The sequence below is a fragment of the Acidovorax sp. KPB24-07 genome, assembly GCF_057543315.1.
On sequence record NZ_BAAJYS010000028.1, the window covers coordinates 1 to 21,877 of the forward strand.

General features: G+C 64.3%; 22 protein-coding genes and 1 tRNA gene. 6 read left to right on the forward strand and 17 right to left on the reverse strand.

All coding sequences use genetic code 11. From position 1 onward, the window contains the following. Window positions 1-155: biotin/lipoyl-containing protein (locus AC27IQ_RS05870; RefSeq protein WP_487088854.1), on the reverse strand; the 155-nt coding region annotated here is incomplete at its 3' end. Between the two features lie 103 nt (window positions 156-258). Continuing rightward, window positions 259-2,982, reverse strand: coding sequence for a pyruvate dehydrogenase (acetyl-transferring), homodimeric type (gene aceE / locus AC27IQ_RS05875; RefSeq protein WP_284425764.1), 2,724 nt, complete (start codon window positions 2,980-2,982; stop codon window positions 259-261). A 164-nt stretch (window positions 2,983-3,146) separates the two neighbouring features. Here aceE and AC27IQ_RS05880 point away from each other — a divergent pair, with 164 nt between their 5' ends. From AC27IQ_RS05880 to AC27IQ_RS05900, 5 genes are all read left to right on the forward strand, one after another. Then, window positions 3,147-5,705 carry a PAS domain S-box protein gene (locus AC27IQ_RS05880; RefSeq protein ID WP_487088835.1) on the forward strand — a complete coding sequence of 853 codons (2,559 nt, stop codon included), beginning with the start codon at window positions 3,147-3,149 and terminating at the stop codon, window positions 5,703-5,705. Continuing rightward, complete coding sequence (locus tag AC27IQ_RS05885) at window positions 5,702-6,337, forward strand: response regulator transcription factor (protein ID WP_487088836.1); 636 nt, start codon at window positions 5,702-5,704, stop codon at window positions 6,335-6,337. Before AC27IQ_RS05880 ends, AC27IQ_RS05885 begins: the two co-directional genes overlap by 4 nt. Window positions 6,338-6,409: 72 nt before the next feature. Continuing rightward, window positions 6,410-7,261, forward strand: a complete 852-nt coding sequence (gene folD / locus AC27IQ_RS05890) for a bifunctional methylenetetrahydrofolate dehydrogenase/methenyltetrahydrofolate cyclohydrolase FolD (protein WP_272569139.1) — start codon at window positions 6,410-6,412, stop codon at window positions 7,259-7,261. Window positions 7,262-7,319: 58 nt separating this feature from the next. Continuing rightward, window positions 7,320-9,359: a M3 family metallopeptidase gene (locus tag AC27IQ_RS05895; protein ID WP_487088838.1), complete on the forward strand. Its 2,040-nt coding sequence runs from the start codon at window positions 7,320-7,322 to the stop codon at window positions 9,357-9,359. Between the two features lie 42 nt (window positions 9,360-9,401). Further along, window positions 9,402-10,037 carry a glutaredoxin domain-containing protein gene (locus AC27IQ_RS05900; protein ID WP_284412999.1) on the forward strand — a complete coding sequence of 212 codons (636 nt, stop codon included), beginning with the start codon at window positions 9,402-9,404 and terminating at the stop codon, window positions 10,035-10,037. 116 nt (window positions 10,038-10,153) lie between these two features. On the opposite strand, the gene rpiA is transcribed toward AC27IQ_RS05900, so the two are convergent. Continuing rightward, the gene (gene rpiA / locus AC27IQ_RS05905) at window positions 10,154-10,843 is read right to left on the reverse strand and encodes a ribose-5-phosphate isomerase RpiA (protein WP_487088839.1); all 690 of its coding nucleotides are present in this window, start codon (window positions 10,841-10,843) and stop codon (window positions 10,154-10,156) included. A gap of 36 nt (window positions 10,844-10,879) precedes the next feature. Between rpiA and AC27IQ_RS05910 the strand changes: the two genes are divergently transcribed. Beyond that, on the forward strand, window positions 10,880-11,950 hold the full coding sequence (locus AC27IQ_RS05910; protein WP_487088840.1) for a quinone-dependent dihydroorotate dehydrogenase: 1,071 nt from the start codon (window positions 10,880-10,882) through the stop codon (window positions 11,948-11,950). Window positions 11,951-12,043: 93 nt separating this feature from the next. On the opposite strand, the gene AC27IQ_RS05915 is transcribed toward AC27IQ_RS05910, so the two are convergent. The 14 genes from AC27IQ_RS05915 to iscR all read right to left on the reverse strand — a co-directional run bounded on the left by AC27IQ_RS05915 (window position 12,044) and on the right by iscR (window position 21,870). Then, window positions 12,044-12,328: a hypothetical protein gene (locus AC27IQ_RS05915; protein ID WP_317358037.1), complete on the reverse strand. Its 285-nt coding sequence runs from the start codon at window positions 12,326-12,328 to the stop codon at window positions 12,044-12,046. A gap of 37 nt (window positions 12,329-12,365) precedes the next feature. Then, window positions 12,366-12,761: a phage holin family protein gene (locus AC27IQ_RS05920; RefSeq protein WP_284404019.1), complete on the reverse strand. Its 396-nt coding sequence runs from the start codon at window positions 12,759-12,761 to the stop codon at window positions 12,366-12,368. Between the two features lie 43 nt (window positions 12,762-12,804). Next, the gene (locus AC27IQ_RS05925; RefSeq protein ID WP_272553263.1) at window positions 12,805-13,113 is read right to left on the reverse strand and encodes an ElaB/YgaM/YqjD family protein; all 309 of its coding nucleotides are present in this window, start codon (window positions 13,111-13,113) and stop codon (window positions 12,805-12,807) included. Between the two features lie 124 nt (window positions 13,114-13,237). Continuing rightward, window positions 13,238-14,341 (reverse strand): NAD(P)/FAD-dependent oxidoreductase, encoded by a 1,104-nt coding sequence (locus AC27IQ_RS05930; protein ID WP_487088842.1) that lies wholly within the window; start codon window positions 14,339-14,341, stop codon window positions 13,238-13,240. Beyond that, window positions 14,338-15,393: a histone deacetylase family protein gene (locus AC27IQ_RS05935; protein ID WP_487088855.1), complete on the reverse strand. Its 1,056-nt coding sequence runs from the start codon at window positions 15,391-15,393 to the stop codon at window positions 14,338-14,340. The genes AC27IQ_RS05930 and AC27IQ_RS05935 overlap by 4 nt, the downstream gene beginning before the upstream one ends. Before the next feature lie 143 nt (window positions 15,394-15,536). After that, window positions 15,537-15,611, reverse strand: a tRNA-Val gene (locus tag AC27IQ_RS05940). Next, window positions 15,602-16,366, reverse strand: a complete 765-nt coding sequence (gene dnaQ, locus AC27IQ_RS05945) for a DNA polymerase III subunit epsilon (protein ID WP_487088844.1) — start codon at window positions 16,364-16,366, stop codon at window positions 15,602-15,604. The genes AC27IQ_RS05940 and dnaQ overlap by 10 nt, the downstream gene beginning before the upstream one ends. Further along, entirely contained in the window at window positions 16,366-16,704 is a 339-nt protein-coding gene (fdx, locus tag AC27IQ_RS05950; protein ID WP_272569129.1) for an ISC system 2Fe-2S type ferredoxin, read from the reverse strand. Before fdx ends, dnaQ begins: the two co-directional genes overlap by 1 nt. 16 nt (window positions 16,705-16,720) lie before the next feature. After that, window positions 16,721-18,592: a Fe-S protein assembly chaperone HscA gene (hscA, locus tag AC27IQ_RS05955; protein WP_487088846.1), complete on the reverse strand. Its 1,872-nt coding sequence runs from the start codon at window positions 18,590-18,592 to the stop codon at window positions 16,721-16,723. Window positions 18,593-18,669: 77 nt separating this feature from the next. Continuing rightward, window positions 18,670-19,188 carry a Fe-S protein assembly co-chaperone HscB gene (gene hscB / locus AC27IQ_RS05960; protein ID WP_487088848.1) on the reverse strand — a complete coding sequence of 173 codons (519 nt, stop codon included), beginning with the start codon at window positions 19,186-19,188 and terminating at the stop codon, window positions 18,670-18,672. Between the two features lie 66 nt (window positions 19,189-19,254). After that, complete coding sequence (iscA, locus tag AC27IQ_RS05965; RefSeq protein WP_092739252.1) at window positions 19,255-19,578, reverse strand: iron-sulfur cluster assembly protein IscA; 324 nt, start codon at window positions 19,576-19,578, stop codon at window positions 19,255-19,257. A gap of 15 nt (window positions 19,579-19,593) precedes the next feature. Beyond that, window positions 19,594-19,992 (reverse strand): Fe-S cluster assembly scaffold IscU, encoded by a 399-nt coding sequence (gene iscU, locus AC27IQ_RS05970; RefSeq protein ID WP_272553075.1) that lies wholly within the window; start codon window positions 19,990-19,992, stop codon window positions 19,594-19,596. A gap of 34 nt (window positions 19,993-20,026) precedes the next feature. After that, window positions 20,027-21,247 carry an IscS subfamily cysteine desulfurase gene (locus AC27IQ_RS05975; RefSeq protein WP_284404008.1) on the reverse strand — a complete coding sequence of 407 codons (1,221 nt, stop codon included), beginning with the start codon at window positions 21,245-21,247 and terminating at the stop codon, window positions 20,027-20,029. A gap of 86 nt (window positions 21,248-21,333) precedes the next feature. Beyond that, window positions 21,334-21,870, reverse strand: coding sequence for a Fe-S cluster assembly transcriptional regulator IscR (gene iscR, locus AC27IQ_RS05980; protein ID WP_092739258.1), 537 nt, complete (start codon window positions 21,868-21,870; stop codon window positions 21,334-21,336). Window positions 21,871-21,877: the final 7 nt, after the last annotated feature.

Here is a 21,877-nt window from a genome sequence, read left to right on the forward strand (position 1 = left end):
TGGCTCGACGGGATTTCCATCGAGGCCTTGTCCGATTCCACCGTGATGAGCGATTGCTCGGCCTTGACCGTGTCGCCGGGCTTGACCAGCAACTCGATCACGCCCACTTCGTCGAAATCCCCGATGTCCGGGACCTGGATATCTACCAATGCCATGTTTATGCCTCCTGCCGAGCCGCCTCAAAGGAGGCATGTGCCCCCTTGGGGGGCAGCGAATGAATATGAGCGTGGGGGTTCACCGTGCGTCTCCGATCGGTGTTCAAGCGTAGAGCGGGTTGATCTTGTCGGTGTTGATGCCGTACTTCTGGATCGCCTCGGCCACCTTGGCCGCCGGCACCACACCGTCGTCCGCCAGGCCCTTGAGCGCCGCCACGACGATGTAGTGGCGGTTGATCTCGAAGTGCTCGCGCAGCTTGCGGCGGAAGTCGCTGCGCCCGAACCCGTCGGTGCCAAGCACCTTGTAGGCGCGGCCCTTGGGGATGAAGGGGCGGATCTGCTCGGCGTAGGCCTTCATGTAGTCGGTGGAGGCGATGACCGGGCCGGTGGTCTTGGACAACTGCTCCTCCACGAACGGCACGCGCGGCGTTTCGGTGGGGTGCAGCAGGTTCCAGCGGTCGGCGTCCTGGCCGTCGCGGGTCAGCTCGTTGAAGCTCGGGCAGCTCCACACGGAAGCGGCCACGCCCCAGTCCTTTTCCAGCAGTTCCTGCGCGAAGAACGACTCCCGCAGGATGGTGCCGCTGCCCAGCAGCTGCACGGTGGGGGCGTCCTTCTTGAGGGCCGGCGCCTGCTTGCACAGGTACATGCCCTTGATGATCTGCTCTTCGGTGCCGGGCTGCAGGCCGGGCATCGGGTAGTTTTCGTTCAGCAGCGTGAGGTAGTAGAAGACGTTTTCCTGGCGCTCGACCATGCGCTTCATGCCGTCGTGCATGATCACCGCGACTTCGTGGGCGAACGTCGGGTCGTAGCTCACGCAGTTGGGGATGGTGCCAGCCAGGATGTGGCTGTGGCCGTCTTCATGCTGCAGGCCTTCGCCGTTCAGCGTGGTGCGGCCCGAGGTGCCGCCCAGCAGGAAGCCGCGCGCCTGCATGTCGCCCGCCGCCCAGGCCAGGTCGCCGATGCGCTGGAAGCCGAACATCGAGTAGTACACGTAGAACGGCACCATGATGCGGTTGTTGGTGCTGTACGAAGTGGCGGCCGCGATCCAGCTGCTCATGCCGCCGGCTTCGTTGATGCCTTCCTGCAGGATCTGGCCGGCCTTGTCTTCCTTGTAGTACATGACCTGGTCCTTGTCGACCGGGGTGTACTGCTGACCGTGCGGGTTGTAGATGCCGATCTGGCGGAACAGGCCTTCCATGCCGAACGTGCGGGCCTCGTCTACCAGGATGGGCACCACGCGCGGGCCCAGGGCCTGGTCGCGCAGCAACTGCGTGAGAAAGCGCACGTAGGCTTGCGTGGTGGAGATTTCGCGGCCTTCGGGCGTGGGCTCGAGGATGGCCTTGAACGTTTCCAGCGCGGGCACGGTGAAGCTTTCGTCGGCCTTCACGCGGCGCTTGGGCAGGTAGCCGCCGAGGGCCTTGCGGCGCTCGTGCAGGTACTTCATTTCGGGAGTGTCGTCGGCCGGCTTATAGAACGGCAGGTCGGCGATCTGGCTGTCCGGAATCGGGATGTTGAAGCGGTCGCGGAAGGCCTTGATGTCTTCGTCGCCGAGCTTCTTGGTCTGGTGGACGGTGTTCTTGCCCTCGCCGATCTTGCCCATGCCGAAGCCCTTGACGGTCTTGACCAGCAGCACGGTGGGCTGGCCCTTGTGCTCGTTGGCGGCGTGGAAGGCGGCGTAGACCTTCTGCGAATCGTGGCCGCCGCGGCGCAGGTTCCAGATCTCGTCGTCGCTCATGTGCTCGACCATCTTCAGCGTGCGCGGATCGCGGCCGAAGAAGTGCTTGCGCACGTAGGCGCCGTCGTTGGCCTTGAACGACTGGTAGTCCCCGTCGTTGCACTCCATCATGATTTTGCGCAGCGCGCCGTCCTTGTCGCGCGCCAGCAGGTCGTCCCAGCCCTTGCCCCACAGCAGCTTGATGACGTTCCAGCCGGAGCCGCGGAACTCGCTCTCCAGCTCCTGGATGATCTTGCCGTTGCCGCGCACCGGGCCGTCCAGGCGCTGCAGGTTGCAGTTGATGACGAAGATCAGGTTGTCGAGGTTCTCGCGCGCGGCCAGGCCGATGGCGCCCAGCGATTCGACTTCGTCCATCTCGCCGTCGCCGCAGAACACCCAGACCTTGCGGTTTTCGGTGTTGGCGATGCCACGGGCATGCAGGTACTTGAGAAAGCGCGCCTGGTAGATCGCCATCAACGGGCCCAGGCCCATCGACACCGTGGGGAACTGCCAGAACTCGGGCATCAGCTTGGGGTGCGGGTAGCTGGACAGGCCCTTGCCGTCCACTTCCTGGCGGAAGTTGAGCAGCTGCTCTTCGGACAGGCGGCCTTCCAGGTAGGCGCGGGCGTAGATGCCGGGCGACACGTGGCCCTGGATGTACAGCAGGTCGCCGCCGTGGTTTTCGCTCTCGGCATGCCAGAAGTGGTTGAAGCCGGCGCCGAACATGTTGGCCAGCGAGGCGAACGAGCCGATGTGGCCGCCCAAGTCGCCGCCTTCGGGCGGATGGTGGCGGTTGGCCTTGACGACCATGGCCATGGCGTTCCAGCGCATGTAGGCGCGCAGGCGGCCTTCGATTTCAAGGTTGCCGGGGCAACGGGCTTCCTGGTTCGACTCCAGGGTGTTCACGTAGCCGGTGTTGGCGGAGAAAGGCAGGTCGATGCTGCTTTGGCGGGCATGTTCGAGCAGTTGCTCGATCAGGAAGTGGGCGCGCTCTGCACCTTCCTTGTCGATGACGGCGCTCAGCGCATCCATCCATTCACGGGTTTCCTGCTGGTCGGTGTCGGGGGTGGACGACGCCGGGTTTCCGGCCTGGGGGTCGGTCTGAGCTGACATGCCTGTCTCCTTTATGGGTGCTGGCGTTGGAAATTTCGGGCGAGTGTCTCATATTTTTTTGGTATTTCAAATTGTGCTTTTCATTTTCATAATGCAAAATATTGCTGCAAGTGCACATTTTTCATACCGTAAGAAGGCCTCCAGTGCTCCCCTACACTCCGCCCATGGAACGTCCGCCTTCTCCGCCCCCCGCCATCGGGCCCGCTGTGGTCGCCCCCGTGCGCTGGTGGCGCACCTGGTGGCGCAGCCTCTCCCCCACCCGCCAGGACCGCTTCGCGGCCCTCGCGCCACTGGCCGCCGTGCTGATGTTCCTGGCGGCCATCGTGGCGGCGTTCTGGTATTTGCGCATGGAAGAAGGCGAGCGAGAGCAGGAAGCCCTCAAGCGCGACGTGGAATACGCGCAGCAGCGCGTGCGGCTGCGCCTGCTGGAGCGGCAGGAGCAGATCATGCGCATCGCGCGCGACCTCTCCAACCAGGACCTGGAGCGCGCCGACTTCGTGGCGCGTGCCGAGGGCCTCATCAGCCAGTACCCTGAACTGCAGGCCATCAGCTGGATCGACGACCGCCGCCGCATCCGCGCCAGCCATGCGGCGCCCACCGTCACCAGCGGCCAGTTGCGCGTGGCGGGCGAGGTGCTCAAGAACGGCGACACCGCCGATACCTTCAGCCTCGCCCGGGACCTGCAGCAGCCCGTGTACGCCCAGCCCAACGGCACCGAAGGCGAAACCGCCCCGCTGCTGCAGCTGCAGGTGCCGCTGGCCGCGCAGGGCAAATTCACCGGCGTGGTGCTGGCGGAATATTCCATCGACAGCCTGCTGCGCTACGGCACGCCGACCGAGGTGCTGGCGCGCTACGCCGTCACCATGCTGGATGGGCGCGACCAGGTGCTGGCGGGCAGCGCGCTCACGCCGCGCAGCGCCTCCGGGCTGCTGCCGTGGACGGCGCGCGCCAACGAATACGAGGTGCCGGTCTCGCCCGTGGGCAACGGCCTCGTGCTGCGCGCGCAGGCCTACCGCACCTCGCTCGGCGTGGTGGGCAGCGGGCTGTTCTGGCTGGTGGGCACGCTGAGCGCCATGACGGCCTGGCTGCTGATCGCCACCTGGCGCCACACGCGCCGGCGCATGCAGGCCCAGCAGGCGCTGGTGGCCGAAACCAATTTCCGCCGGGCGATGGAAAACTCCATCCTCACCGGCATGCGCGCCCTGGACATGCAGGGGCGCATCACCTACGTGAACGCCGCGTTCTGCCAGATGACGGGCTGGAACGAGGCCGATTTGGTCGGCCAGTCGCCGCCCTACACCTATTGGCCCGAGAGCGACCACGAGGCGCTGCACGCCAAGCTGCGCGACGAGCTGAGCGGCAAGGTCACGCTGGGCGGGTTCCAGGTGCGGGTCAAGCGCAAGAGCGGTACGCTGTTCGACGCGCGCCTGTATGTCTCGCCCCTGATCGACGCCCATGGCCACCAGACCGGCTGGATGACGTCGATGACCGACATCACCGAGCCCAACCGCGTGCGCGAGCAGCTGTCCGCATCGCACGAGCGCTTCACCATCGTGCTGGAGTCGCTCGATGCCTCGGTGTCGGTCGCGCCGCTGGGCAGCGAGGAACTGCTGTTCGCCAACAAGCTGTACCGACAGTGGTTCGGCTCCCAGACGGGCGGGCACCTGCAACTGGTCGCGCAGGCGGGCGTGCTGCCCTCCACCACCGCCAGCGCGCGCGGGATGGACGACGAGGACGGCCTGATGGGCCTGCCCACCGACCCGCTCACCAGCGCCCGCTCCGAAAACGCCGAGATCTACCTGCCGGACCTGGGCAAGTGGCTCGAAGTGCGATCGCGCTACCTGAACTGGGTGGACGGACGACTGGCCCAGATGGTGATCGCCACCGACATCACGCCGCGCCGCCAGGCCGAGGAACAGGCCGCGCGGCAGGCCGAGCGCGCCCAGTCGGTCAGCCGGCTCATCACCATGGGCGAGATGGCCTCCAGCGTGGCGCACGAACTGAACCAGCCGCTCACCGCCATCAGCAACTACTGCAGCGGCATGGTCTCGCGCATCGAAAGCGGGCAGATCACCGAAGAGGCGCTGCTGTCCGCGCTGCAAAAGACCGCCCACCAGGCGCAGCGCGCGGGGCAGATCATCCAGCGCATCCGCGCCTTCGTGAAGCGCAGCGAGCCCAACCGCGCCCTGGCGGACGTCCACACCATGGTCAGCGAGGCGGTCGAGCTGGCCGACATCGAACTGCGCCGGCACAACGTGCGCCTGACCCACTACGTGGCGGCGCGGCTGCCCCAGGTGATGGCCGACACCATCCTGATCGAGCAGGTGCTGGTCAACCTGATGAAGAACGGCGCCGAGTCCATCGAGCACGCCCAGCGCCCGCCGCCCCGGCGCAGCGTGGAGCTGCGTGTCGTTCCCCGCCAGCTCGAAGGCCGCGAGGTGATCGAGTTCACGGTGCAGGACACCGGCAAGGGTCTGGCCCCCGAAGTGCTGGAGCATCTGTTCGAGGCCTTCTTCTCCACCAAGCAGGAAGGCATGGGCATGGGCCTGAACCTGTGCCGCAGCATCGTCGAGTCCCACCAGGGGAGGATGCAGGCGGAGAACCTCTACAATGGCCCGGAGGTCACCGGCTGCCGGTTCTCCTTCTGGCTTCCGCTGGCGCAGCCTGCGGATGCCACTACGAATTCTGTAGCAAACGCATCACATCCAAGGACCCCTGCATGAGCTTGATTCCGAAAAAAGGCACCGTCTACGTCGTGGATGACGACGAAGCCGTCCGCGACTCCCTGCAGTGGTTGCTGGAAGGCAAGGACTATCGGGTGCGCTGCTTTGATTCGGCGGAATCCTTCCTCTCGCGCTACGACCCCCGCGAAGTCGCCTGCCTCATCGTGGACATCCGCATGGGCGGCATGACCGGCCTGGAACTGCAGGACCGGCTCCTCGAACGCAAGTCCCCCCTGCCCGTCGTCTTCATCACCGGCCACGGCGACGTGCCCATGGCCGTGAACACCATGAAGAAAGGCGCGCTCGATTTCATCCAGAAGCCGTTCAACGAGGAAGAGCTCGTGGGCCTGGTGGACCGCATGCTCGACCGGGCGCGCGAATCGTTCGCCGGCCACCAGCAGGCCGCCAGCCGCGACGCCCTGCTGTCCAAGCTCACCGGCCGTGAAGCCCAGGTGCTGGAGCGCATCGTCGCCGGCCGCCTGAACAAGCAGATCGCCGACGACCTGGGCATCAGCATCAAGACCGTGGAGGCGCACCGTGCCAACATCATGGAAAAGCTGAACGCCAACACCGTGGCCGACCTGCTCAAGATCGCCCTCGCCAGAATGCGCCCAAAGGCTGATTGCTCCTGATTTGATAGCTGCCAGCACAATCAAACCGCCGGCAGGCAGCCGTTTTCATTGCCAACCTGAGTTTCTCGACGAATGACAGCCCAACTGATCGACGGCAACGCCCTCTCCCGCCAACTGCGCACCGAAGTGGCCCAGCGCGCCGCTGCCCTGAAAGCGCGCGGCACCGTCCCCGGCCTGGCCGTGGTGCTGGTGGGCGACAACCCTGCCAGCCAGGTCTACGTGCGCAACAAGGTCAAGGCCTGCGAGGACAGCGGGCTGCATTCGGTGCTGGAAAAGTACGATGCCACGATGAGCGAGGCCGAGCTGCTCGCCCGCGTCGAGGCACTGAACAACGACCCGGCCATCCACGGCATCCTGGTGCAGTTGCCGCTGCCCGCGCACATCGACGCGCAGAAGGTCATCGAGGCGATCTCGCCCGCCAAGGACGTGGACGGCTTTCACATCGCCAGCGCCGGCGCGCTCATGACCGGCATGCCCGGTTTCTGGCCCTGCACGCCCTATGGCTGCATGAAGATGCTCGAATCCATCGGCTACTCGCTGCAGGGCAAGCATGCGGTGGTCATCGGCCGCAGCAACATCGTGGGCAAGCCGATGGCGCTCATGCTGCTGCAAAAGAACGCCACCGTGACCGTGTGCCACAGCGCCACGCAAGATTTGAAAGCGCAGACCCTTCAGGCGGACGTGATCGTGGCCGCCGTGGGCAAGCGCAACGTGCTCACGGCCGACATGGTCAAGCCCGGCGCGGTGGTGATCGACGTGGGCATGAACCGCAACGACGAAGGCAAGCTCTGCGGCGACGTGGACTTCGCCGGCGTGAGCGAGGTGGCCGGCTGGATCACGCCCGTGCCCGGCGGCGTCGGCCCCATGACCATCACCATGCTGCTCGTCAACACGCTCGAAGCCGCGGAGCGCGCAGCCGCCTGACCATTTTTGCTGCCACGGCCGGCTTGAACCTGACCCATCCAACGCCATCTATCCGCGCATGAGCAATCCCCTCCTCGCCCCCTCCGACCTCCCCCTGTTCGACCGCATCCAGCCCAGCGACGTGGCTCCGGCGGTCGATGTGCTGCTGCAACGTGCGAGCGCGGCGCTGGAAACCGTCACGGCGCCCGACTTTCCGGCGCGATGGGAATCGATTGCCCAGGTGCTGGATGTCGCGACCGAAGCGCTGGGGCGCTCCTGGGGCGCGGTGAGCCACCTCAACAGCGTGGCCGACACCCCCGAACTGCGCGCGGCCTACAACGAGGCCCTGCCCCGCGTCACCGAGTTCTGGACCCGCCTGGGCGCCGATGAACGCCTGTACGCCAAGTACAAGGCCATCGATCCGCAGACGCTGAACACCGAGCAGCGCCAGGCCTTGCGCAACGCCGTGCGCAACTTCGTGCTGTCGGGCGCCGAGCTGCAGGGCCCGGCGCGCGAACGATTCGCGCAGATCCAGGAACGCCAGGCGGAACTCAGCCAGAAGTTCAGCGAAAACGCGCTCGACGCCACCGACGCCTTCGCCTACTACGTCCGGGAAGACGAGCTCGACGGGCTGCCCCAAGACGTGAAGCAGGCCGCACTGGCCGCCGCGCAAGCCGAGGGCAAGGCCGGCTACAAGCTCACCCTCAAGATGCCTTGCTACCTGCCGGTGATGCAGTTCGCCCGCAGCAGCGCCTTGCGCGAAACGCTGTACCGCGCCTATGTCACCCGCGCCTCGGACCAGGCCGAAGGCGATGCCAAACGCTTCGACAACAGCGCCCTCATCAGCGAGATCCTCGCACTGCGCAAAGAAGAGGCGCAACTGCTGGGCTACGCCAATTTCGGCGAGGTGTCGGTCGTCGCCAAGATGGCCGAATCGCCCCAGGAGGTGATCGACTTCCTGCGTGACCTGGCCCGCCGTGCCCGGCCCTACGCCGAAAAAGACGTCGCCGACATGCGCGAGTTCGCCGCGAAGGATCTCGGCATTGCCGATCCGCAGGCCTGGGACTGGCCCTACATCTCCGAGAAGCTCAAGGAAGCGCGCTACGCCTTCAGCGAGCAGGAGGTCAAACAGTATTTCACCGCGCCCAAAGCCCTGGCCGGCCTGTTCAAGATCGTTGAGACGCTGTTCGAAGTGGCCATTCGCCGCGACAGCGCGCCCGTCTGGAACCCGGCCGTGGAGTTCTACCGCATCGAGCGCGGCACCGAGCTCGTGGGCCAGTTCTACCTGGACCAGCCGGCGCGCAACGGCAAACGCGGCGGCGCCTGGATGGACGATGTGCGCACCCGCTGGCTGCGCCCCGACACGGGCAAGCTGCAAACCCCCGTGGCGCACCTGGTGTGCAACTTCGCTGAAGGCGTGAACGGCGCGCCGCCGCTGCTGACGCACGACGACGTCATCACGCTGTTCCACGAGTTCGGCCACGGCCTGCACCACATGCTCACCCAGATCAACGAGCGCGATGTCTCGGGCATCAGCGGCGTCGAATGGGATGCGGTCGAGTTGCCCAGTCAGTTCATGGAAAACTTCTGCTGGGAGTGGGACGTGCTCAAGCACATGACCGCCCATGTGGAAACTGGCGAGCCGCTGCCGCGCGCGCTGTTCGACAAGATGATCGCGGCGAAGAATTTCCAGAGCGGCATGGGCACGCTGCGGCAGATCGAATTCGCGCTGTTCGACATGCTGCTGCACACCTCGCACGACCCGTCGCAGGACTTCATGCCCCTGCTGGCCCAGGTCCGCAGCGAGGTGTCGGTGCTGACGCCGCCGGCCTTCAGCCGCACCGCCCACACCTTCAGCCACATCTTCGCAGGCGGGTATGCCGCAGGCTACTACAGCTACAAATGGGCCGAAGTGCTCAGCGCGGACGCTTACGCCGCGTTCGAGGAGACGGCCGGTGCGGACGGCCTGCCCAGCGCCGAGACCGGGCGCCGCTACCGCCAGGCCATTCTGGAAGCGGGCGGCAGCCGCCCGGCCATGGAGTCGTTCAAGGCGTTCCGCGGCCGCGCGCCCAGCCTAGATGCGCTGCTGCGCCACCAAGGCATGGCCGGCAACGCCTGAGCCCATCGATACCCGAGACCGTTCCCTTTGGAGTCCTACGACATGAAGCAACCGCTCCTTGCCCTCGCGCTGGCTTCGACCTTCCTGGCCGTGACCGCCCTGCCCGCCCAGGCGCAGCAGGTGTACCGCATCGTCGGCCCCGATGGAAAAGTGACCTTCTCGGACCGCGCGCCCGATGCCAAGACGCCGCCGGCCCAAGTGGGCGGCGGCCGTGCCAGCGGCCCGGCCCTGCCTTATGAACTGCAGCAGGTCGCCACCCGTTTTCCGGTCACGCTCTACACCGGCAATGACTGCGCGCCTTGCGTGAGCGCGCGCAACCTGCTGGTGAACCGCGGCGTACCATTCACCGAACGCACGGTGAACACCGAAGAAGATGCCGATGCGCTCAAGCGCCTCAGCGGCTCGACCAACCTGCCGTTCGGCACCATCGGCTCGCAACAGCTCGTCGGCTTTTCGGACAGCGAGTGGATGCAGTACCTCGACGCGGCAGGCTACCCCAAGCAATCGCAGCTGCCGCCGAGCTATCGCCGCGCCCCCGCGGCACCGATGGTCGCCGCCAAGCCGGCAACCCCCGCAGCGGCGGCGGCACCTGCCGCGCCGGCGGAAGCACCACGCCCCGCCGCACCGAGCGGCAATGGTGGCAGAACGCCAAGCAACCCGGCAGGCATCACGTTCTGACGCAACATCCGGCACTGCAGACCGGGCGCGGCGTCACTCCCGCAGATTGCAATACGGTCTGCAGTGCCATTCGGTACCGAGCCATCAGGCCGGCGGCTGCCCGGCCCTGAGGGTGTTCAGTATTGAACGGTGCGCACGCCCTGCGCCGTGCCCAGCAGGCACACATGGGCCTTCTGGTGCGCGAACACACCCACGGTCACGACGCCCGGCCATTGGTTCACCTCCGACTCGAAAGCCAGTGGATCGGTGATGCGCAAACCACGCACATCCAGAATGTGCTGCTGGTTGTCCGTCACCAAAGGCGCGCCGTCTTTCTGGCGCAGCGTGGCTTGGCCGCCCAGGGCCGCGAAGCGGCGGGCAATCTGCTGTGCCGCCATGGGAATCACTTCCACGGGCAGCGGAAACTGGCCCAAGGCATCCACCCGCTTCGACTCGTCGGCAATGCACACGAACTGCCGGGCCAGCGCCGCCACGATCTTTTCGCGCGTGAGCGCGGCGCCGCCGCCCTTGACCATGTGGCCCTGGCCGTCGATCTCGTCGGCGCCGTCGATGTAGACCGCCAGGGACTCGACTTCGTTCGCATCGAACACGGGGATCCCCAAGGCTTTCAGCCGCTGGGTGCTGGCTTCGGAGCTGGACACGGCACCCCGGATGCGCTCTTTGATGGTGGCCAGGGCAGTGATGAAATGGTTCACCGTGGAGCCGGTGCCGACGCCGACGATCTCGCCAGGCACGACGTATTGCAGGGCCGCCTGGCCGACCAGGGCCTTGAGTTCTTCTTGGGTGAGGGGTGAGGGTGTCGTCATGGGGGAAAATCGGGAGTAGTTCACCGAATTATCCCCATGTCCTTGATCCCCTACGCCCTCGCCCGTCCTCTTCTTTTCGGCATGGATGCCGAAGCCGCCCACGACATGACCATGGACATGCTGTCGCGCGGCCAACGCACGCCCTTGCAATGGGCCTGGTGCAACGACACCGTGGACGATCCCGTGACGCTGGCCGGCCTGACCTTTCCCAACCGGGTCGGGTTGGCCGCGGGCCTGGACAAGAACGCCCGCTGTATCGACGCATTGGGTGCCATGGGCTTCGGTTTTGTCGAGGTTGGCACCGTCACGCCCAAGGGCCAGCCGGGCAACCCCAAGCCACGCATGTTCCGGCTGCCGCAGGCCAACGCGCTCATCAACCGCTTGGGGTTCAACAACGAAGGGCTCGACGCTTTCCTGCACAACGTGCAGCAGGCGCGCTTTCGCACCCAGGCGCGCAAACACCCCATGTTGCTGGGATTGAACATCGGGAAGAACGCCACCACGCCGATCGAGAATGCCACTGCGGACTACTTAACCTGTCTGGACGGCGTCTATCCCCACGCGGACTACGTCACGGTGAACATCAGTTCACCGAACACACAAAACCTTCGCGCCTTGCAGAGCGATGAGGCCCTGGATGCACTGCTGGGCGCCATCGCCGAGCGGCGAGAAGCCCTTGCCCAGCGCCATGCCAACGCACAGGGCGCTCCGCGCCGCGTACCGGTGTTCGTCAAGATCGCCCCCGATCTGGACGCGGCCCAGGTTGAGCTGATTGCGGCCACACTGCAGCGCCACGGGATGGATGGCGTCGTGGCCACCAACACCACGATCGCCCGCGATGCCGTCAAGGGAATGCAGCATGCAGAGGAAACTGGCGGGCTCAGCGGCGCGCCGGTGCTGGAAGCCAGCAATCGGGTGATCCGCCAATTGCGGCAGGCACTGGGGCCGCAATTTCCGATCATTGGCGTGGGCGGCATTCTGAGTGCGGACGACGCGGTGAGCAAGATCAAGGCGGGCGCCGATGTGGTGCAGATCTACACCGGCCTGATCTACCAAGGCCCTTCGCTGGTTCCGCAGGCAGCCCGGGCGATCAAGGCCATGCGCTGAAGCCAATGCGTTGAAGCCAATGCAAAAAGGACCCAGGAGGGTCCTTTGAATGTTCCACGCTTTTCAGGTTTGCGACGCGTGCAACGCGCGGCCTCAACGCCGCATCTGCATGATCAGCGGCATGGCCAGACCTGCCCACCGAATCAGCCGCGCAGGCCCCGCCACTACTGCCAGTCCGGCCACCACGGCAACAGCGGCCGGGTGCGATCGCGCGAAGGCGAGCAGCCGGATGGTCATCGAAGTGTCTGAGTCAGCAGCTTGCCGTTGGTCTTGTGCGGCCTGCACCTGCATGGCCTGCGATCGAGCGGCGCGCCGTGCGCGCACGCGCTGACGTTGCATGGCGATGCGCTCTAAAACCTTTTGCTGGCGATCGCTCAAGGAAGCGGATCCATCTTGCGATGTGGAAGTCATGGGTTCAGAGCCTTTCCTTGATATCACGCCAATCCTGGGCCAGTTCTTGCCGCGTCAGCACGAAAGCGTTGCCCGCCTGCTTGGCCACGGAGATCAATCCGATCAAGGCACCGGCCCACAGCACCAGCCAGGTGCCCGCCACCAGCCAGCCCACCATCGTGCGCTGGGGTGAATCCCAAAATTGCACCAGCACGGCGAGTGACGCGAGCACCAGGGTGACGACCGTGAGACCGCCCACGGCAACCACCAGCATGACCATCAAGCCCAAGCGCCGCTTCTGTTCGGCCCATTCGAGCCTCACCAGATCCAGCCGGTCTTCCGCAGCAATGGCCCCTTCGATGACGGCAGCGCGCCATCGCGCAACCCAGCCGTCCAATCCCAGAAGTGCCAACCAATTCATGCGAGCCTCTCTTGAGCCATCAGGTCATTGTTTTTAATGGGGATCAGCGGCGAGCCAGCAGGAAGCCGACCAAGGCACCTGCTGCCAGGGCAGCGGTGGCCACACGCCAAGGTTCGTCATGGGCGTATTGGTCAGCGGCGCGGGCGGCTTCCTTGGCTTGGTAGGCGGCATCCTGGGCAGCGCGCACAGCGGAGTCACGCACCGAGTGGATGCCATCGTCCAGGCGCTGGCGCAGTTGCTTGATTTCCGGAACGCTGTCCAGGTCCTTGCTGGACAAAAGGCCACGCAAGTCAGAGACCAGCTTTTCCAGTTCGTTTTGCGCGGAAGAAAGCGTGTTGGATGCAGAAGTCATGAAGAGCCTTTCATAGCATGGAATAAAGGTAATCCGCCCCATACAGCCGGGCTGTAGGAGGATGCCCCATCTTAGTCACACGCTTTACATACGGCCGTAGGCCATGGCCGCTTGGATGAGAAAGTCAGCGGGAGACTTGATCTGCGACATGCTCGCCCAAAGCCAGCGCACTGGTAAGGCCTGGCGACTCGATGCCGAACAGCTGGATGAGCCCACCCATGCCATGCGTTTCAGGGCCTTGGATGCAAAAGTCCGCTGCGGGCTCGCCCGGCCCGTGGATCTTGGGCCGAATGCCTGCATAGCCAGGCACCAGAGCGCCATCCCGCAGGCCGGGCCAGTACCGGCGAACCTCCGCATAGAACGCCTCGCCGCGCGCAGGATCGACCGACAGGTCGTCGGCCGAGCCCACCCACTCCACGTCGGGACCGAACTTGGCTTGGTGTCCCATGTCCAGTGTCAGGTGCACGCCCAGGCCAGCCGCTTCGGGAACGGGGTAGATCAAGCGGGAAAACGGCGATGCACCCGTCAACGTGAAGTAACTGCCCTTCGCGTACCGGGCCGTTGGCACATGGCGCGGATCGAGGCCATGGAACCGCTTGGCCAGATCGGGCGCCTGCAGGCCTGCGGCATTCACCAGCGTGCGGGCACCCAAGCGCGTACCGTCGCTCGCTTCCAAAACGATAGCATCACCCCCTAGTACTGCATGCGCCAGAGGCGAATTCAGTGCCACGATGCCACCCTGGTTCTCCAGATCGCCTTGGAGCGAGAGCATGAAGGCATGGCTGTCCACGATGCCGGTGCTGGGCGACAGCAATGCGGCCACGCATTCCAGCGCCGGCTCCAACGCCCGGGCCTGCTCCCGCGTCAGCCATTGCAGGTCGGTGACGCCATTGGCATGCGCCTTTTGCTGGATGCTTTCCAGCGATGCCCGCTGCTCGTCCGACGTGGCAACGATCAGCTTGCCGCAGCGCCGGTGCGCGATGCCCCTTGCCTCGCAATACGCGTAGAGCATGTCGCGGCCCTGCACGCACAGCCGGGCCTTGAGCGATCCTGGGGGGTAGTAGATCCCCGCATGCACCACTTCGCTGTTGCGGGAGCTGGTTCCCGTGCCAATCGCATTGGCGGCTTCGAGCACCAGCACCTCGCGGCCCCGCAGGGCCAGGGCGCGCGCAACGGCCAGGCCCACCACCCCCGCGCCAACGACGACGCAATCCACCGACTCGATCATGATGACTGCCTGCCTTGCGCTTCGAACCCATCGATCACGTTCACTGCGTTGAGACCCAGCTCTGCGGCGGCATAGCCGCCTTCCAGCACGAACACGGTCGGCAGGTTCAGTTGTGCCAAGCGCTGCCCGATCCGAGAAAAGTCCCGGGATGCCAAGGAGAAGCGCGAGATGGGATCCCCCTCGAACGTATCCAAGCCCAGGGAGACCACCACCGCCTGCGGCCCGTAAGCCAGGATGGCCACGCAGGCCTTTTCCAATGCGGCAAACCATGCGTCGAACCCGGTGCCGGCGGGCAACGGAAGATTCAGGTTGAAGCCTGCTCCGGCGCCGTGGCCGGTCTCGTCCGCATGGCCCAGATAAAAAGGGTATTCAGTCATTGGGTCGCCATGGATGCTGATGAACAGCACATCCGAACGCTCGTAAAAAATGCTTTGGGTGCCATTGCCGTGGTGGTAGTCCACATCGAGCACCGCCACGCGAGGCATGCCGGAGTTGCGCAGCGTCTGGGCTGCGACGGCCGCATTGTTGAGGAAACAGTAGCCTCCCATGAAGTCCGGCCCCGCATGGTGGCCGGGCGGCCGCGTCACGCAAAACGATGCACCCGCGGCACCGCTGGCCACCGCGGACGCGGCACTGGCAGCCGCGTCCGCGCCCGCCTTGGCCGCGGCCCAGGTGCCTTCGGCCAGCGGAGTCCCGTTGTCCATGGAATACAGACCATAGCGCGCCGTGAAATTCGCGGGTTCGATGTCCGACCGCAAGGTGCGAACCGGCCACACGGAGGGAAACGGCTGCACAGCGGCATTCGCCGGGTCTTGCGCCAGCCACTGCTGCCACGCGGTCTGCAGGAACGACAGATACCGCTCCGCATGAATTTGCTTCAACACGGCAGCGCTGTCGACATTGGGTGCCAGGAGCGCGTGGCCGCACTCTTTGAGACGCTGCTCCAAATAATCCTGGCGCGATGGCTTCTCGAAGCACGGCACCCGTTCGCCGCGAAAGAACTCATGCACCGGGGCATGGGCGTTGTGCAGGGGATTGTGAAAGGTGAGCATCGGGCGGCCTCGGGAATCGAAACCATCGATTGTGGCCGAACGCAGCGGGCAGAACGCGTTGGTGGCGGGCATCCGGCGAGGCCCCATCCATCGCGAAGCAGGCAACAAAAAACCCCTGCAGACAAAGCCTGCAGGGGTTGATGTGGTGGGTGATACATGGATCGAACATGTGACCCCTGCCGTGTGAAGGCAGTGCTCTACCGCTGAGCTAATCACCCGTGTTGTCTTGCGACAAGCCCATGATTATTGCACAGCTTTTTTCGACCGAAGACTCAATTCGCCAAATTGTTTTTCCACCACTGGCTTTGTCGATATGGGCCAGCGTCTCCTCGTGCAACGACAGTTCCTGTTCGCTGGCGGTGAGCACCTGCAAGACCAGCGCGCTCAGATCGATCGGCGCCACACGAATGCCGGACTTGGTGTCGCTTTCTTCGTCAGAGATCAGCAACGGGTCCTGCCCGCGCGTCAGGTTGATGTAGACGTCGGCCAGCAGTTCCGCATCCAGCAGCGCGCCGTGCAGCGTGCGGCCGGAATTGTCGACGCCCAGCCGGTCGCACAGGGCATCCAGCGAATTGCGCTTGCCAGGAAACATCTCCTTGGCCATCACCAGCGTGTCGGTCACGCTCTCGACGTACGTCTTGAAGCCCGGGCGGCCCGTCAGTTCCAGTTCCTTGTTGAGGAAGCCCACGTCGAAGGCCGCGTTGTGGATGATGATTTCCGCACCCTGCAGGTACTGCAGGATGTCGTCGGCCATCTCCGCAAACTTCGGCTTGTCCCGCAGGAATTCGTTGCTGATGCCGTGCACCTTGAGCGCGTCTTCATGGCTGTCGCGCCCTGGATTGAAATACAGGTGCAGGTTGTTGCCGGTGAGCTTGCGGTTCAGCAACTCCACGCATCCCAGTTCGATGATGCGGTCGCCGCCTTCGGCCGACAGGCCGGTGGTTTCCGTGTCCAGAACGATCTGACGCGACATCAGTGGTTCTCCTTGGCGTGGTTGATGGTGTACTTGGGAATCTCCACCGTCACGTCGCTCTGGGCAAGAATCGCCTGGCAACTCAGACGCGACTGTGGCTCCAGGCCCCAGGCGCGGTCGAGCAGGTCCTCTTCTTCCTCTTCGGCCTCATTGAGGGACGCTCCTCCGGCACGCACGATCACATGGCAGGTCGTGCAGGCACAACTCATGTCGCAGGCATGCTCGATCTTGATGCCGTTGTCGAGCAAGGCTTCGCAGATCGAGGTACCGGAAGGCGCCGTGATGTCGGCGCCCGCAGGGCAGTACTCTGGATGGGGCAGTATTTTGATGACGGGCATGGGGCTGGATCGTCGTTTAAAGGGTTTGCACGTTCTTGCCGCCAAGGGCCTGCTGGATTCCGCGATTCATGCGGTGCGCCGCGAATGCCTCGGTCCCGTGGGCCAGGGCCTGGGTCGCCGCCTCGATCGCTGCCGCGTCGTCCAGTTCACGCGCCTGCTGCAAGGCCAGCATCAGTGCTTCAATGGTTTCGCGTTCGTCGGTTTCGAGCAGATCGGCATCGGCATCCAGCGCACTGCGGGTGGCCATCAACATGCGATCGGCATCCACCCGCGCCTCGACCAGTGACCGCGCCCGCATGTCCTGCGCGGCCGTTGCAAAGCCTTCCTGCAACATGCGTGCAATGTGGTCGTCCGACAGGCCGTAGGAAGGCTTGACGTCGACGCGCGCTTCGATACCACTGCCCTGCTCTTTCGCGCTCACGTTGAGCAGGCCATCGGCATCGACGGTGAACGTGACCCGGATCCTGGCCGCGCCTGCAGCCATCGGTGGAATGCCGCGCAGCTCGAACCGCGCCAAGCTCCGGCAATCCGCCACCAAGTCGCGTTCGCCTTGCACCACATGAATGGCCAGGGCGGTCTGGCCGTCCTTGTACGTGGTGAAGTCCTGCGCCTTGGCGGTGGGAATGGTTTCGTTGCGAGACACGATGCGCTCGACCAGTCCGCCCATGGTTTCGATGCCGAGCGACAAAGGAATCACGTCCAGCAGCAGCATGTCGCCCGATGGATTGTTGCCCGCCAACTGGTTGGCCTGAAGGGCGGCACCCAGTGCAACGACCTCGTCCGGATTCAGGTTGTTCAGTGGTTCCGTTCCGAAGAACGCTTGCACTGCGCGCTGCACTTGCGGCATGCGCGTGGAGCCACCCACCATGACCACGCCTTGCACCTCTTCGGGAGACAACTGCGCATCGCGAAGGGTGCGGCGCGCCGCCGCAATTGAACGCTGGGTGAGTGGCGCCGTGGCCGCTTCCAGATCGGCCCGGTGCACGGCGACGTCAATGCTCGAGCCCGATACCTCGGCAACGAATGCTGCAGTCTCGGCAGCGCTGAGCGCCTCTTTGCATGCGCGGGCGGCCAACCGAACGGCGGCCTTGTCTCGGGCGGTGGCAGCCACCAGGCCCTGCTGCTGAAGCACCCAGTCGGCCAGCGCCGCGTCGTAGTCGTCGCCACCCAGAGCGGAGTCGCCTCCCGTGGCGATCACTTCGAACACCCCTTGGGTCAGCCGCAGGATCGACACATCGAACGTACCCCCACCGAGGTCATACACCGCATAGACGCCTTCGCTGGCATTGTCGAGGCCGTAGGCAATGGCGGCGGCAGTCGGCTCGTTGATGAGCCGCAGCAGATTCAAGCCCGCCAAACGCGCTGCGTCCTTGGTGGCTTGGCGCTGCGCATCATCGAAATAAGCCGGGACGGTGATGACCGCACCGAAAATCTCGTCGTCAAAGCTATCTTCGGCACGGAAGCGCAATGTCGCCAGGATCTCCGCGCTGACCTCCACCGCCGACTTGGCGCCGTCCACGGTTTTCAGAGAGACCATGCCACCGCCGCCTTCATCCTGCGCTTCGACAAAGTCGTAGGGGAGCTTTTCGGGATGGGCAATATCCTGCAGGCTGCGCCCCATGAACCGCTTGGCTGAGGCAATGGTATTGCCCGCGTCCTGCGCCTGGGCTGCCACCGCTTCGTAGCCGATCTGGCGACGGCCTTCTGCCAAGTAGCGAACGACAGACGGCAGCAACACACGACCCTGATTGTCGGGGAGGCACTCGGCCACGCCGTTGCGCACAGCCGCCACCAGGGAATGGGTGGTGCCCAAATCGATGCCCACGGCAATGCGCCGCTGGTGCGGATCGGGGGATTGGCCGGGTTCTGAAATCTGCAAAAGCGCCATGGGGTCTTTTTCTAGGTGGGAGGCGGCATGCACTGGCTGCCGCATCCATTCGATCGATCAATCAATAAAGGCAGGCGCTATTGTCCCAGTGCGTCTCTGCGGCGGTCGATATCGTCGGCAAATCGCGCAATGAACATGAGGGCTCTGACTTCGTTCGCGGCGGCAGCGTAGTCGCGCTGCCCATCCAAAAGCTGCTCGCACCGCTGCAGGGCCGTAGCGCGCGCGTCTCGAACGGCTTGCTCCAGCGCATCGAACGAAGAAGGATCCGCTGCGTCGTCGAGCGCCTCGCGCCATTCCATCTGCTGCATCAGAAAATCAGTGGGCATGGCCGTGTTGTCTTCGGCCCGGATCGACGCGCCGCACAGTTCGCACAAATAGGCCGCGCGCTTGAGGGGGTCCTTGATGCGTTGGTATGCCTCGTTGATGCGCACCGACCATTGCATTGCTAGGCGTTGCGCCGAGGGGCCATGCATGGCGAATCGATCAGGATGGGCTTCGCGCTGCAACTCTTTCCAACGGGCATCCAGGGCCGGGCGATCCTGCGCGAATTGGCGTGGCACGCCGAAGAGTTCGAAGTCGTCGGATTGAAGGTTCATGTCAAGAAAAAAACCGCCAGCACGGAACGCGTTGGCGGTTCACTGCAACCAGCGTGGATAGAAAGGTCAAACCCGGAAGCTCTCTCCGCAGCCACACCGGTCGCGCTCGTTGGGATTGTTGAATTTGAAGCCTTCGTTCAACCCCTCGCGCACGAAATCCAACTGGGTGCCATCGATGTAGGCCAGGCTCTTGGGATCGATGAGCACCTTCACGCCATGGTCTTCGAACACCATGTCTTCCGGGCCCTGCTCGTCCACATATTCCAGCTTGTAAGCCAAGCCGGAGCAACCCGTCGTCTTCACGCCCAGCCGAACCCCGACGCCCTTGCCGCGACGGGAGAGATAGCGGCTCACATGTCGGGCCGCAGCTTCGGTCAATGTGATCGCCATGTCACCTCGCCCCGTTCAGGCAGCGGCCATAGCGGTGTGCTTGGCCTTGTAGTCTTGCACGGCCGCCTTGATCGCGTCTTCCGCCAGGATGGAGCAATGGATCTTGACCGGAGGCAAGGCCAGTTCCTGCGCAATTTCCGCGTTCTTGAGGGCAGCCGCCTCATCCAGCGTCTTGCCTTTCACCCATTCCGTGACCAGGGACGACGATGCAATCGCCGAACCGCAGCCATACGTCTTGAAGCGGGCATCTTCGATCACACCGGTTTCGGGGTTGACCTTGATCTGCAGCTTCATCACGTCGCCGCACGCCGGTGCGCCCACCATGCCGGTGCCCACCGAATCGTCGCCCTTGTCGAACGAGCCCACATTGCGGGGGTTCTCGTAATGGTCGATCACTTTGTCTGAATAAGCCATGATGTTTACCTCTTGAATCTGCTGACCGACGCCATCAATGGGCGGCCCACTGGATGGCGCTGATGTCAACGCCGTCCTTGTACATTTCCCACAAAGGGCTCAACTCGCGCAGCTTGGCCACGTTGTGTCGGATGGTGGATACCGCGTAGTCGATCTCTTCTTCTGTGGTGAAGCGGCCGATCGTCATGCGCAGGCTGCTGTGTGCCAGCTCGTCGCTGCGGCCCAGAGCGCGCAGTACGTAGCTGGGTTCCAGGCTGGCGGAAGTGCAGGCAGAGCCCGACGACACGGCCAGGCCCTTGATGCCCATGATCAGCGACTCGCCTTCGACGTAGTTGAAGCTGATGTTCAGGTTGTGCGGCACACGGCGCTCCATGTCGCCGTTCACGAACACCTGCTCGATGTCGTGCAAACCATCGAGCAGGCGCTTTTGCAGTGCCTTGGCTTTTGCCAGATCCTGCGCCATCTCTTCGCGGGCGATGCGGAAAGCCTCGCCCATGCCCACGATCTGATGGGTCGGCAATGTACCGGAACGCATCCCGCGCTCATGCCCACCGCCATGCATCTGCGCTTCCAGCCGCACGCGGGGCTTACGCCGCACATACAGCGCGCCAATGCCCTTGGGGCCATATGTCTTGTGGGAGGCCAGGCTCATCAGATCGACAGGCAGCGTCGAAAGATCGATGTCCACCTTGCCCGTGGCTTGCGCAGCGTCCACGTGGAAGATGATGCCCTTTTCACGGCACAGGGCACCGATCGCCGGCAGGTCCTGGATCACCCCGATTTCGTTGTTCACGAACATGACGCTCAGCAGGATGGTGTCTGGGCGAATGGCCGCCTTGAGCACCTCGAAATCGAGCAGGCCGTTTTCCTGCACGTCCAGGTAGGTGACTTCGAAGCCTTGGCGCTCCATCTCGCGCATGGTGTCCAGCACGGCCTTGTGCTCGGTCTTCACCGTGATCAGGTGCTTGCCCTTGCCCTTGTAGAACTGCCCTGCACCCTTGATGGCCAGGTTGTTGGACTCGGTGGCCCCGCTCGTCCAGACGATCTCACGAGGGTCCGCATTGATCAGGCGAGCAACTTCCACACGGGCTTTTTCAACGGCTTCTTCCGCCTCCCAACCCCAGGCGTGGCTCCGTGAAGCCGGGTTGCCGAAATGCTCGCGCAACCATGGAATCATGGCATCCACGACCCTCGGGTCCACTGGCGTAGTGGCACCGTAGTCGAGATAGATGGGAAAGTGGGGGGTCATGTCCATGGCTGGCTCAGTAAGGGGTCTGGCTGGCGAGAGTCAGAAGTCAAAATCCGGCGTATGCGACTGCCCGGCCAAAGCCGGGCATCCACTCACGACTTGGCGAACACGTTGCCCAACGCGAAAACCGAGTTGGGTGCATTGACGCGAATCGGCTTCACGACCGGCGTTGTCGAGATGGCACGGCGCACGACGGGCTTGTCTTCGATCTGAACGCCCTTGGCCAATTGGTCGTCCACGAGCTTCTGAAGCGTGACCGAGTCCAGAAACTCGACCATGCGCTGGTTGAGCGACGCCCACAGTTCATGCGTCATGCAACGGCCGGCTTCGCCCAGGCAATTTTCCTTGCCACCGCACTGGGTGGCATCAATGGGCTCATCCACCGAGACGATGATGTCCGCCACGGTGATGTCCGCCGCCTTGCGGGCCAGCGTGTAGCCGCCGCCGGGGCCACGGGTGGATTCGACCAATTCATGCCGGCGCAACTTGCCGAAAAGCTGCTCCAGGTAGGAGAGCGAAATTTGTTGCCGCTGGCTGATTGCCGCCAAAGTGACGGGGCCATTGTTCTGGCGCAGGGCCAGATCGATCATGGCAGTGACCGCAAAACGGCCTTTGGTAGTGAGACGCATCGCAAGC